Origin of the sequence: Georgenia yuyongxinii, assembly GCF_006352065.1 — a bacterium.
GTDB lineage: Bacteria > Actinomycetota > Actinomycetes > Actinomycetales > Actinomycetaceae > Georgenia > Georgenia yuyongxinii.
In genome coordinates this window covers 1,594,209-1,606,572 of the sequence record NZ_CP040915.1, presented here as the reverse complement: position 1 = coordinate 1,606,572, position 12,364 = coordinate 1,594,209, and the positions used below count along the sequence as shown (strand labels likewise).

The window sequence follows — 12,364 nt, the reverse complement described above, 5'->3', positions numbered from 1 at the left end:
TGCCGGGCCGCCGCCCGGCGCGCGGCGGGGCCTCCCAGGCCTGGCCCAGCCGCACCCCGACCATCGAGGGCCCCCAGGTAGGAGGCAGCCCGTCGCGGTCCAGGACGGCCCCGGGCCGCCGCGCCGTCACCAAGGTCACGGAATCCACCCTATGGCCGTCGGCGTTCCGCAATCAGAGACGTGTCTACCCTGACCGCGAACCGGAAGGAACGTATTCCCTTGACTGTCAACGCCGATCCCGCCAGCACCGCCCCCGCCCCCGCCGCGTCCCGGCGGCCCGGGCTGCGACCGACCGCGGTGCTCTTCGACCTCGACGGCACCATCACCCACTCCGGCCCGGCCATCACCCGCTCGATCGCCGAGGCCCTGGCCGCATTCGGCTACGCCGCGCAGACGCCGGAGCAGCTGCTGCGCTTCGTCGGCCCCCCGATCCGGGTAGGCCTGCAGCGCTTCGCCGGCGTGAGCGACGCCGACCTGGAGCCTGTCGTCGCGCACTACCGCGCCGCGTACACCGAGCGGATGCTCGACGTCGACCTCTACCCCGGCGTCCCCGAGCTCATCGCCCGGCTGCACGCCGCCGGCGTCCCGCTGGCCGTGGCCACCTCCAAGACGCAGGTGATGGCCGAGCCGATCCTCGCCCACGCCGGGCTCACCCGGTACTTCACCGTGATCCGCGGCGCGACGGCGGACGAGACCCGCAGCGCCAAGGCCGACATCGTCATCGACGCCCTCACCGGGCTCGCTGCCGCCGGCGCCGACATCTCCCGGGCCGTGATGGTCGGCGACCGTCACCACGACGTCGAGGGAGCCACCGAGCACGGCATCCCCGCGATCCTGGTGCGGTGGGGCTACGGGCAGCCCGGCGAGGAGGACGGCGCGCACGCCGTCGTCGCCGACGCCGCCGAGCTCGCCGCCCTCCTGGGCCAGCCGGTGCCGGCGCGCCGATGAGCCCACGCGCCGGGGACCGGGATCGCCCCGGGGACGCCCCCGCGGGCCCCGGCCCGGAGGCGGTGCCCGTCCCCGACGCCCTGCGTCGCGGCGCCGGGACCACCCCCGACGGCGCAGCCTGGCTGACCCGGCTGCCCGCCCTGGTGGACCGGGCCCGCACCCGGTGGGGCCTGCGGCTGGAGCCCCCGTTCGAGCCGGGTACCACAGCGTGGACCGCGCCGGCGCGCACCCGGGACGGCGCTGACGCCGTGGTCAAGATCGTCCTGCCGCACCCGGAGGCGGCCGGCGAGGCCGCGGCGCTGCGCGCCTGGACAGGCCAGGGCGCCGTCGAGCTCCTGGACGACGACACCGAGGCCTGGACGCTCCTGCTGCGCCGCGCCCGTCCCGGGCACGGCCTCGAGGAGGACCGTCTCCTCGCCGAGCGGCCGGCGCCGGCACGGCTCGACGTCGCCGGTGAGCTGCTCGCCCGCCTGCACGACGCTCCCCACCCGGCCGACGGCGTGGCTGCGTTGCCGTCCCAGGTGGTGCCCTGGGCCGAGCTGCTGCAAGACCGGGCGGCCCGCCTGGCCGGTCCCCTCGAGCTGGACACCGGGCTGGTCGCGGAGGCCGCGGGGCTGCTCGAGGAGCTGCCCGGCTCCGCCGCCCGCACCGTGCTGGTCCACGGGGACCTCAATCCCGGCAACATCCTCGCCGCGAGCGACGGAACCGGGCGCACGTGGCTGGCCATCGACCCCAAGCCCGCCCTGGGCGACCCGGCATACGACCCCTGGCCGCTGCTGACGCAGGTGGGCGCACCGTTCACCGACGACAACCCTCCCGCCACCCTGCGCACCCACACCCGGGTGCTGTGCGCGGCGGCGGGCCTGGAGGCCGACCGGGTGGCCGCCTGGGCGCTGGCCCGCAGCTGCGAGTCGGCGCTGTGGCGCGCCGCCGTGCAGGGCGACCGGGACGGCGCCCTGGCCGAGCTGGCGCAGGCCCGCACCTGGGCGCGGATGCTCTGAGGCGCGCGTCGGAGGTAATCCTCGCCACGGGTGGGGCACACTGAACCCGATGGCATCGATCGGCGGACGCTCCCGCAAGCTGCTGAGCCAGATGAGCCGGCAGCTGACCGGCCGCGCCTCGCGGCGGGTACGGCCGTCCCACCCGACCGCCGTCGACCAGGTGATCTCCCAGGCCGAGGTGGCGCCCCGCAGCGCGCGCGGCGAGGTGACCCGCACCATGCGGCCGACCACCGCGGGCCGCCTCTCGCTGCGCCGCATGCCCGACCGGGCCGTGCGGGCGGAGACCTACGCCGACGGCGTGCCCCGGTGGATCCGCAGGTACGGGCTCATGGCGTGGCTGTTCATCGGGATCGTCATCGTCGTCGCCATGATCGTCTTCGCGACCTCGCGCATCCAGGTGGTCTTCATCGCGGTGTTCATCGCCCTGGTGGTCACCTCGCTGCTCGACCCGGTCGTCACCGCGCTCGCGCGCTACATCCCCCGCGCGCTGGCCACGGTGCTGGGGCTCCTGGGCTCGTTCGCCGTCGTGGCGGGTCTGGTCACCTACGTGGTCACCTCGGTCACCACCCAGTGGGCCACGCTCTCCGAGCGGTTCGGCGACGGCATCAACCAGATCCTCGAGTTCTTCGAGTCCGGGCCGCTGCCGTGGCACTTCACCCAGGCGGAGATCAACAACGCGATCAACCAGCTCATCGACCAGGCCACCACGTACGTGCAGGAGAACGCCGGCGACCTGGCCAGCACGGTGCTCAGCAACGCCGGGGCCGTCGCGCTGATCTTCACCGTGCTCGCGCTGAGCCTGTTCATCACGATCTTCTTCCTGGCCCGCGGCGCCCAGATGTGGCGGTGGTTCCTCAACCAGCTGCCCACCAGGAACCGCGAGCAGGTGCACACCGCCGCGAGCGCCGGCTGGTACACGTTCTCCGGCTACGCCCGCGGCACGATGATCGTGGCGTTCGCCGACGGCGTCCTCGCCTTCATCCTCCTCACGGTGGTCGGGGTGCCGCTGGCGGCGCCGCTCGCCGTGCTGGTGTTCATCGGCGCGTTCATCCCGCTGATCGGTGCCCCGGCCGCGATGATCGTCGCCGCGGTCGTCGCACTTGCCGCGAACGGCATCGTCTCCGCCCTCGTCGTCACCCTCGGGGTGGCCCTGATCGGGCAGATCGAGGGACACATCCTCGAGCCGCTGGTGATGGGCAAGCAGGTGTCCCTGCACCCGGTGGTCGTCGCGGTGGGCGTGACGGCCGGCACGTTCCTCGGCGGCCTGCTGGGCGCGGTCGTGGCCATCCCGCTGATTGCCGTGGCGTGGGCGGTGTACTCCTCGGTGCGGCAGGTGGACCCACCCATGGAGGAACCACCGGCGGCCACACCGCGCGCACGCCGGGCGCTCGAGCAGCGCGGGGAGCTCGAGGCACGCGGCCGCATGAGCGATGACCTCGGCGCGGAGGGCTGACCGCGGCCGCCACGCCGCCACGGCGTCGGGGTTGTCCGACGCTGGCCCGCAACCGGCGCACCGGTTACCGGAAGTCCCGGGACACGGACGGCACCACCAGGCTGAGCGGGGCGATCTGGTCCGCCACGAGGTTCGTCACGCCGTCGGCCCGCTCCAGGGTGCCGCGGACCACCAGGGCCGCGCTGGTGCGGGCCACCTGCCGGTACCGCGCCCACAGGCCGGGCGAGCAGACCACGTTGAGCAGACCCGTCTCGTCCTCCAGGGACAGGAAGGTCACCCCGCCGGCGGTGCCCGGGCGCTGCCGGTGCGTGACGACCCCCGCCACCCGCAGGCGCTCCCCCGCCGCGTGGACGGCCAGGTCCGCCACCGTGAGCACTCCCCCGGCCACCAGGTCGCCCCGGCGGAACTGCGTGGGGTAGCTCTCCGGGGAGACGCCGGTGGCCCACACGTCCGCCACCGCGGTCTCGACCTCGTCCATCCCGGGCAGCAGCGGCGCACCGGCCCCGACGGCGGTGCCCGGCAGCGGGGGCTGGTACCAGACCGGCCCGGCCTCCTCCGGCGACGACGGCGTGCCCCGGTCCGTGGCGTGCCCGGCGCGGCGGCGACGCCGGCCCGCGTGCCGGGTGCCGTGCTCCCCCGCGAGAACCCCCGCGGCCCACAGCGCCTCGCGCCGGTCCAGCCCGAAGCAGCCCAGCGCCCCCGCGGTGGCCAACGCCTCGAGCTGGGCCGCGGTCACGTCCACCCGCCGGGCGAGGTCGGCGAGGTCGGTGAAAGGCCCGCCACGCTCGCGCTCGGCGACGACCCGTTCGGCGGTCTTCTCCCCCACCCCGCGCACCGGCGCCAGCCCCAGCCGGACGGCCAGGTGGGGGTGGGGGCGGACGAGGTGTGCGACGTCGCCCCCGCCCTGATCCCGTGAGATGACGGCGTCGGCGGGGAGGCGCTCGACCTGCGCCTGGACCGCCGAGGCGTTGACGTCGGCGCGCAGCACGGCCACCCCGTGCCGGCGGGCGTCGGCCACCAGGGACTGCGGGGAGTAGAACCCCATCGGCTGGGCCGCCAGCAGCGCGGCGTAGAACGCCTCCGGGTGGTGCACCTTGAGCCAGGCGCTGGCGTAGACGAGGTAGGCGAAGGAGAAGGAGTGTGACTCGGGGAACCCGAAGTCGGCGAAGGCGCGGAGCTTGTCGTAGATGGCCTCGGCCACCTCGTCGGTGACCCCGTTCTCGGCCATCCCGGCCAGCAGCCGGCCGTGCAGGGCCTCCATCCGCTCGGTGGAGCGCTTGGAGCCCATGGCCTTGCGCAGCTGGTCCGCCTCAGCGGGGCTGAAGTTCGCGACATCGATCGCGATCTGCATGAGCTGCTCCTGGAACAGCGGCACCCCGAGGGTCTTCGACAGCGCCGGCTCCAGCAGCGGGTGCAGGTAGGTGACCTCCTCCCGGCCCAGCCGCCGGTTGATGTAGGGGTTGACCGAGTTGCCCTGGATGGGTCCGGGCCGGATCAGGGCGACCTCGACGACGATGTCGTAGAAGCACCGCGGCCGCAGCCGCGGCAGGGTGGCCATCTGGGCGCGGGACTCCACCTGGAACACCCCGACCGTGTCCGCCGCGCACAGCAGGTCGTAGACGGCCGGGTCCTCCTGGGGCAGGGAGTGCAGGCCCAGCTCCGGCGGTGCGCCGTCGACCCCGCGTCCCTCAGCGGCGTTGATGGCGTCGAAGGCCAGCCGCAGCGCGGTGAGCATGCCCAGACCCAGCAGGTCGAACTTGACCAGCCCGGCGTCGGCGCAGTCGTCCTTGTCCCACTGCAGCACGGTGCGCCCGGGCATGGTGGCCCACTCCACCGGGCAGACCTCGATGACGGGGCGGTCGCACAGCACCATGCCGCCGGAGTGGATGCCCAGGTGCCGGGGCAGGCGCAGCATCTGCTCGGCGACGTCGAGCACGTGCTCGGGGATCCCGCCGAGATCGTCCGCGGGCGGGGCGGCCCGCCCGTCGCGGGTGGTCGGCCCCGCGCCGCCGTCGCCGTCGTCGGCGGTGCGCAGGCTCCCCCACCGCTCGATGCTCTTGGACCAGGCGTCCTGCTGGCCGACGTCGTAGCCGAAGGCGCGGGCGGCGTCGCGCACCGCGGACCGGGGCCGGTAGGAGATGACGTTGGCCACCTGGGCGGCGTGTTCGCGCCCGTAACGCTCGTAGACGAACTGGATGACCTCCTCGCGGCGGCCCGACTCGATGTCCAGGTCGATGTCCGGCGGGCCGGAGCGCCCCGGGGAGAGGAACCGCTCGAAGAGCAGGCGGTGCTGCACGGCGTCGACGGCGGTGATGCCCAGGGCGAAGCACACCGCGGAGTTCGCCGCCGAGCCGCGGCCCTGGCACAGGATGTGCCGGTCGCGGCAGAACTCCACGATCTCGTGGACGATGAGGAAGTAGCCGGGGAAGCTCAGCTGCTCGATGATCGCCAGCTCGTGCTCGATCATGTCGTAGGCGCCGGGCACCCGCTCCGCCCCGCGCGGCCCGTACCGCTGCGCGGCGCCGCGGTAGGTCAGCTCACGCAGCCAGGTGGCCTCGGTGTGCCCGGGCGGGACCGGGTGCGGGGGCAGGTTCGGGGCGACGAGCTGCAGGTCGAAGGCGCACTCGGCGGCCAGGGCCACCGAGGTGGGGACGGCGGCCGGGTGGCGGTGGTGCCGCTCGGCCATCTCGGCCCCCGAGCGCAGGTGCGCCGGTGCCGCGGGCAGCCAGCCGTCGATCTCCTCCAGGCTGGCCCGGGCGCGGGTGGCGGCCAGGACGTCGGCGAGCAGCTGGTCCCCGGGGCGGGCGCAGTGCACCGCACCGGTGGCCACCAGGGGCAGACCGGCGGCGCGGGCCAGCGCCGCGAGGGCGTCGTTGCGGGCGGAGTCCGGCGGGGAGCCGGTGTCGGTGATCTCCACCGCCACGTTGTCCCGCCCGAACAGGGCGGTGAGCCGGTCCAGCTCGGCCCGGGCGGCCCGCTCGCCGTCGGAATACCCGACGGCGGAGCGTGGGCTGGTGGCAGCGCCCTGGCCGACGACCGAACCAGGGCCGGTACCCTCCAGTGCCTGGCGCACCGCACCCTTGCGACACCCGGTGAGCACGAGCCAGTGCCCGTCCGCCTGGGCGGCGAGGTCTTCCAGGTCGTAGTCCGCCAGACCCTTGGCACCGGCGCTCAGGTGCGCCTGCGCGATCGCGCGGGACAGGCGCCGGTAGCCCTCCGCGCCCCGGGTCAGGACGAGCAGGTGGGTGCCGTCCGGGTCCATCTGCCCGTGCGCCCCCGCGGCGGTGGCGCCACCGGCGCGCCCGGTGGTGCCCAGGTTCAGCTCGGCGCCGAGCACGGTGGGCAGGCCGAGGGCGCGGGCGGCCTCGGCCAGGCGCACCACGCCGTAGAGGCCGTCGTGGTCGGTCAGGGCGAGGGCCTCGAGCCCGAGCCGCGCGGCCTCGACGGCGAGCTCCTCGGGCTGGCTCGCGCCGTCGAGGAAGCTGAAGGCCGAGTGAGCGTGCAGCTCGGCGTAGGGGACCACCACCGCCCCAGCATATCGAACGTCAGTTCGAACGTACTCGCCGGTGGTGCAGCAGCACGACGCCGTTGCCGAACGTCCGGGTCTCGACCAGATCCAGCCGTGCCCGCCCGTCCCGGGCGGGAAACAGCGGCGTGCCGCGGCCGATGAGCACCGGGTGGACGTAGGTGCGGAACTCGTCGATCAGGTCGTGCCGGAGGAACGCCGCGCCCAGGTCCGCCCCACCGAGCACCAGGTCGCCGCCGGGCTCGGCCTTGAGCGCCGCGACCTGCTCCGGCACGACGTCGCGCACGATGGTGCTGTTCCAGCCCGCCTGCTGCAGGGTGCGCGAGTACACATACTTCGGCTTCTCCCGCCAGATCGCGGCGAACTCGCGGATGACGCCGGGGGCGGCGGGGTCGGCGTCGGCGGTGGGCCAGTAGTCCGCCATGAGCTCGTAGACGACGCGGCCGTGGAGGAACGCGCCCATGGGGCCCAGCACGTCGTTCATGTGCTGGTGCAGCTCGTCATCGACGACGTGCCAGTCGATCTCCCGGTTCGGGCCCTCGATGTAGCCGTCCAGGGAGACGGACATGTGCAGGACGATCTGGCGCATCGCAGGCCTCCGGTGGCTGACGGACCGCCCCAAGTCTCCCCGCCGCGGGCCCGGCGTAGGGTCGGATCGACTCAGGTCTCGTCGTCGTGCTCGCCGGTCACCCAGGCGACATGCCGGGCGGCCGAGTACCGCACGGCGGCCTTGGCGCCGGTGGGCACGACCCCGGCGAAGTTGCCGTAGAGCCGGTCGAAGGCCAGCGGCTCGACGCTGCGGGCCAGCCGCTCGACCACGCCACCGGAGAGCGGGATGCGGTTGGGGTAGCTGCGCATGAACGAGACCGTGGCACGGTCCGGGTTGGGTGCGATGGTGTCCCCGGCCAGCAGAGCACCGGCGCCACCGGCCCCCGCCGGCCAGTGTGCGACCGCGCTGCCGGGAAAGTGCCCGCCGATCTGGTGCAGCCTGAGCCCGGGAACCACCTCGAACGTGCCGGACCAGTAGCGCACCACCGCGTCCGGGCGTGCCAGCCAGCGGGCGTCGGCCTCGTTGACGAGTACCGGGACGTCCCCCAGAGCCCGGCTCCACTCGACCTGGACGCCGAACATGTGCGGATGGCTCGCCGCGATGGCCACGACCGGGCCGAGGTCGCCGAGCCGTCGCCCGGTGTCCTCGTCGAGGTAGCCGGTGGGGTCCCACAGCAGGTTGCCCGCGGGTGTGCGTACAAGGAGGGTGCGCTGGCCGATGCCCACCTCGGGGTCGACGGTGATGCCGAAGAGGTCGGGCTCGACCTCCTCGACCGCCATCTTCCGGTCGGGCGTGCGCAGCTCGTCGAGGGTGGTCCACTGCTGGCCGGCGGCCGGGACCCACTGCCGTTCGTCCGCGCAGATCGCGCACACCTGTGGCGGTCGGTCGGCGTCGGGGTGCTCGACGGCGCACGTGCGGCAGATCCAAACGGTCATGGGAGTCGATCCTGCCCAGTCGGCTCGGCTTTGCCCAGTCAGTCGTACACCCCCTCCACCTGCCAGGCGCCGCGCTCGACGGCCAGGAGCAGCGCCGGCACCCCCTCCGGGACCACCTGGACGTAGGCGCGCCGACGCCCCTCGGGCGACCACCACCGTTCGGTCACCGGCCACGGGCCCGCCCACGCGCGCAACGGGTACTCCCCCGCCGCCACCGGCGCGGGGGCCTGCCCCGCCACCGTCCGCGGGTCCGGGGGCACGACCACGCACGCGGGCGCGGCGCTGGCCCGACCCCGGGCGTCCACGCGCACCGGCGCGCCGGCGGCGTCGATGAGCCGGACCGGCACCGGCTCGGCGGGCACGGTGGCCGGCCAGGGCGCGGGCACCTGCCCCGGCCAGGGCGCGTCGGGACGGCGCAGCGGGGCCGGGTCGTCACCCCAGGCCACGAGCCGGGCGGCGGCACGGGGGTCCCGCCCGCCCTGGAGCACCGGCACGAGCACGCCCTCCGCGCCGAGCAGCCCCTGCACCCGCAGGGCAGCCCGGCCCGCCTGCGCGTGCCCGCGCAGCGAGCGTCCCCACAGCCCGTCCTGCACCGCACCCGCCGGGCTGACCTCCTGAGCGGTCAGCTCCAGGTGGGTCAGCGGCGCCGAGGGGGCCCGCCCGCTGCGCCCGGAGAGCCACCCCTCGAGCTGCCAGCGCACCCGGTCGGTCAGCTCGGCGGCGGTGGGCGCGCCGTCGATGCTCCAGGTGCGGACCAGCTCGTTGCCGTCCTCGGTGCGTGCCGTCACCCGCAGCCGGGCGCAGACCACCCCACGCCGCAGCATGCGCTCGGCGAGCTGCTCGGCCAGCGCCCGGGCGGCGAACGCGGCGACGTCGGCCCGTTCGGCGGGCGGGTCGAGCTCGCGCGCGGCGACGACGTCGTCCTCGGGCCGGCGCGTGGTGGGCGGGCGCATGTCCAGCCCGCGGGCGAGGCGGTGGGCGGCCAGTCCGCGGGTGCCGAACCGGGCGGCGACGTCGCCGGTCTCCAGGGCGGCGAAGGCCCCAAGGGTGCGCAAACCGAGGCGTTGCAGCAGGTCCACGAGCTCGACCGTCTCGGTCTCGGCCTGCCGGGTGCTGGCCGCGAGGGTCAGGGCCCCGACGTCCTGGGCGCCGAGGAAGTCCGCGGTGGCGCCGGGACCGGCGGGGACGAGCACCCCGGCCCGCGCGGCGAGCATGGCGGCGAGCAGCCCGTCCCCCAGACCCACCTGGCACTCGGCGCCGGTCTCGGTGGCAACGGTGCCGACGAGCAGCTCGGCCAGGGCGTCCTCCGAGCCGACGTGCCGCACGGGTCCGCGTGCGAGGAAGACGACCATGCCGGGCCGGACCACCTCGACCTCGGCGACCACCGTCTCCACCGCCTGGACCAGCGGTTCGAAAGCGCGCGCGTCGCGCACCGGGTCGGCGGCCAGGAGCACGAGCTCGGGGCAGACCTGCTGGGCGCTGCGACGTCGCATGCCGCGGCGCACGCCCGCGCGGCGGGCCGGGGCGGAGGCGACGACGACGCCACGTCCGTCGTGCACCGCGACCGGGACCTGCGGGTCGACGACACCCTCGGCGAGGGCTGCGGCCACCGGCCAGTCGGGGACCCACAGCACGGCCCGGCGGGCGGCCCGCCCGGTTCCGGCGGTGGCCATCTCACACCGCCTGGAGCAGGGGCGCCTCGTCCGGGGAGGCCGAGGACGCCGGGGTGGCGACGGCCGCCAAGCCGGACGACGGCGCACCCGGCACGGGGACGAGCAGCCCTGCGGTACCGAGGTGGACCCGGACCTCGCGGGCCCGTGTGGCGCCGGCCCGGCCGGTGGCCCGCACCGCCAGCTCCTGCCGTGCCAGATGGCCCCACCCCTGGCCGAGGCCGTCCCAGGACTGCACCGTCGCCCGCAGCACCAGCTGGGCGCCGGGCCAGGGGTGGGTGCTGAGCAGCACGGCGCCCCGGGTGCGCAGCCGGGACCCGAGGAGCCGACGGTCCCGCTCCCCCAGGGCCGGGCACCGGCCCACCACGAGCACGTCGAAGCCGTCGGCCAGCGCGCCGACCACCGCCGCGGCGTCCGGACCGGGCGCGGGCACCACGGCCACCCGCTCCGGCGCCAGGCCGGCCGCGGCGGCGGCGCGCCACCCGACGTCGGGCATGGCCGCGAGCGCGCACCAGGCCCCGTCCGCGCTGGCGGCCCCGGCCAGGGCAAGGAGGACCGAGGTGGAGCCGGTCACCTGGACCACGCTGCCGCGGGCGAGGGCGCCGCCGGGGAAGAGCGGCGCGAGGACGCCGGGCACCGGGAGGTGCCGGTCGTCGCCGGGCACCGGGAGGTGCCGGTCGTCGCCGGGCACCGGGAGGTGCCGGTCGTCGCCGGGCACCGGGCCGGCGCCGGTCGCCACCGTCGCGAGCGGGGCGGCCGTGTCGGAGACAGCCCCGCCGGAGACGGCGACCAGGGCAGGGCTGGTGCCCACCACCGTCGGCCCGGCCAGCCGGGTGCGCAGGCCGGCCGCCAGCTCCGCCCGGGTCAGCGCGGCTCGGGCGGCGGCGAGCTTGCCAGCCGGGTCCGCGGGCCGGCCTGGCGGGCCGGTGGGGGCCGGACGGGAGCCGCCGGGATCATCGGGGGTCCGGAGGTGCACGTCGGGGGCGGTCGTGACCGTTCCCATGGGCTCCTCCTCCCTCTCCCGAGCGACCCGCCGTAACCGCGAGTCGAACATGCGTTCGACATCAGTGTTCGTCGGCGAGCGGGCAAAGTCAACCGAGCACCCGCCACCGAGAACGGCCGTATCGGCCCTCACCAGCAGCATGCCGCCGACCACCCACATCGGCCCGGATCCAGCGCTCCGCCCAGGTGCCCGCCCGACAAACGGTCCATCGAACATGGTTTTCCAGATGCACCATCCCCCGGTCCGGGTTCACGATGGACACCCTTGGTCCGGACGCCGGACCGAAGGTCAAAGGCGAGGTGCCCGGGCCGCGATGTCGCGGTCCCCGGCAGTTGCCGCTCAGAGGCAAGCCCATAATGCGCCGACCTCACAGTCGGCACTTGAGGAGACCCGATGTTCTTCCACAAGCAGGAGCTGCAGTACTCGTCCACGCCGGACCAGCCCGACGCCGTCTACGCCCGCAAGCTCCAGGAGGTCCTCGGCGGCCAGTACGGCGAGATCACGGTGGCCATGCAGTACATGTTCCAAGCCTGGAACATGCACATCCCCGGCAAGTACCGCGACCTGGTCTTCGGCATCGGCGCCGAGGAGATGGGCCATGTCGAGATGCTCGCCACGATGATCGCCCAGCTGCTCGAGAAGGCCCCGGTGGGCATCACCAAGGACGCGATCCAGGACGACCCCACCGTCGCCGCGATCATCGGCGGCACCGACGTCCAGCACGCCATCGTCGCGGGGGCCGGCGCGCGGGCGGTGGACTCCAACGGCAACCCGTGGCAGGGGTCATTCATCACCGCCAGCGGCAACCTCCTGGCCGACTTCATGGCCAACGCCAACGCCGAGATGCAGGGCCGCGTCCAGGTCGCCCGGCTCTACCACATGACCGACGACGCCGGCGTGCGCGACCTGCTGTCCTTCCTCCTGGCCCGCGACACGATGCACCAGAACCAGTGGCTCCGCGCCGTCGAGGAGCTCAAGGCGGACGGGCTCGAGCAGCTGCCGGTCCCGAGCAACTTCCCGCAGAAGAAGGAGCACACCGCGGTGTCCTACCAGTACCTGAACTTCTCCGACGGTCAGCAGGCCGGCGACGGGTCCTGGGCCAAGGGGCCGACGCCCGACGGCAACGGCGAGTTCTCCTACCACGACGGCCCGACGACGACGGCGCCCATGCCCGACGTCACCCGCCCCGACGCCCGGATGTACGGCACCACCGACGTGCCCAACCGGGTCGAGAAGATCGCCGGCTCAGTCCAGGACAAGCTCAAGAAGGAGTAGGGC

Annotated in this window: 9 protein-coding genes; 4 read left to right on the top strand and 5 right to left on the bottom strand. The window is 75.0% G+C overall.

Going from position 1 to position 12,364, the window contains the following annotated elements; translation table 11 throughout:
* The first annotated feature begins 219 nt into the window (after nucleotides 1-219).
* From FE374_RS07315 to FE374_RS07305, 3 genes are read left to right on the top strand one after another with little or no spacing between them, the layout of a single operon-like run.
* On the top strand, nucleotides 220-948 hold the full coding sequence (locus FE374_RS07315) for an HAD hydrolase-like protein (protein ID WP_230978503.1): 729 nt from the start codon (nucleotides 220-222) through the stop codon (nucleotides 946-948).
* Nucleotides 945-1,949, top strand: a complete 1,005-nt coding sequence (locus tag FE374_RS07310) for an aminoglycoside phosphotransferase family protein (RefSeq protein ID WP_139927900.1) — start codon at nucleotides 945-947, stop codon at nucleotides 1,947-1,949. Before FE374_RS07315 ends, FE374_RS07310 begins: the two co-directional genes overlap by 4 nt.
* Nucleotides 1,950-1,998: 49 nt before the next feature.
* Nucleotides 1,999-3,402: an AI-2E family transporter gene (locus FE374_RS07305; protein ID WP_139927899.1), complete on the top strand. Its 1,404-nt coding sequence runs from the start codon at nucleotides 1,999-2,001 to the stop codon at nucleotides 3,400-3,402.
* A gap of 64 nt (nucleotides 3,403-3,466) precedes the next feature.
* Here FE374_RS07305 and FE374_RS07300 read toward each other — a convergent pair whose 3' ends face one another.
* From FE374_RS07300 to FE374_RS07280, 5 genes are all read right to left on the bottom strand, one after another.
* A complete protein-coding gene (locus FE374_RS07300; RefSeq protein ID WP_139931443.1) occupies nucleotides 3,467-6,925 on the bottom strand; it encodes an error-prone DNA polymerase in 3,459 nt (1,152 codons plus the stop codon).
* A gap of 22 nt (nucleotides 6,926-6,947) precedes the next feature.
* Nucleotides 6,948-7,517 carry a dihydrofolate reductase family protein gene (locus FE374_RS07295; RefSeq protein WP_139927898.1) on the bottom strand — a complete coding sequence of 190 codons (570 nt, stop codon included), beginning with the start codon at nucleotides 7,515-7,517 and terminating at the stop codon, nucleotides 6,948-6,950.
* A 71-nt stretch (nucleotides 7,518-7,588) separates the two neighbouring features.
* The gene (locus tag FE374_RS07290) at nucleotides 7,589-8,413 is read right to left on the bottom strand and encodes an MBL fold metallo-hydrolase (RefSeq protein WP_139927897.1); all 825 of its coding nucleotides are present in this window, start codon (nucleotides 8,411-8,413) and stop codon (nucleotides 7,589-7,591) included.
* Nucleotides 8,414-8,451: 38 nt separating this feature from the next.
* A complete protein-coding gene (locus FE374_RS07285) occupies nucleotides 8,452-10,086 on the bottom strand; it encodes a Y-family DNA polymerase (protein ID WP_139927896.1) in 1,635 nt (544 codons plus the stop codon).
* A gap of 1 nt (nucleotide 10,087) precedes the next feature.
* Nucleotides 10,088-11,086: a hypothetical protein gene (locus tag FE374_RS07280; protein WP_139927895.1), complete on the bottom strand. Its 999-nt coding sequence runs from the start codon at nucleotides 11,084-11,086 to the stop codon at nucleotides 10,088-10,090.
* A 393-nt stretch (nucleotides 11,087-11,479) separates the two neighbouring features.
* Here FE374_RS07280 and FE374_RS07275 point away from each other — a divergent pair, with 393 nt between their 5' ends.
* A complete protein-coding gene (locus FE374_RS07275; protein WP_139927894.1) occupies nucleotides 11,480-12,361 on the top strand; it encodes a manganese catalase in 882 nt (293 codons plus the stop codon).
* Nucleotides 12,362-12,364 lie beyond the last annotated feature (3 nt).

Bases quoted from the DNA above. Each gene is read 5' to 3' on its own strand.
- FE374_RS07310 (WP_139927900.1), top strand. From the start codon at position 945: ATGAGCCCACGCGCCGGGGACCGGGATCGCCCCGGGGACGCCCCCGCG.
- FE374_RS07290 (WP_139927897.1), bottom strand. From the start codon at position 8,413: ATGACCGTTTGGATCTGCCGCACGTGCGCCGTCGAGCACCCCGACGCC.
- FE374_RS07295 (WP_139927898.1), bottom strand. From the start codon at position 7,517: ATGCGCCAGATCGTCCTGCACATGTCCGTCTCCCTGGACGGCTACATC.
- FE374_RS07280 (WP_139927895.1), bottom strand. From the start codon at position 11,086: ATGGGAACGGTCACGACCGCCCCCGACGTGCACCTCCGGACCCCCGAT.
- FE374_RS07305 (WP_139927899.1), top strand. From the start codon at position 1,999: ATGGCATCGATCGGCGGACGCTCCCGCAAGCTGCTGAGCCAGATGAGC.
- FE374_RS07285 (WP_139927896.1), bottom strand. From the start codon at position 10,086: ATGGCCACCGCCGGAACCGGGCGGGCCGCCCGCCGGGCCGTGCTGTGG.
- FE374_RS07275 (WP_139927894.1), top strand. From the start codon at position 11,480: ATGTTCTTCCACAAGCAGGAGCTGCAGTACTCGTCCACGCCGGACCAG.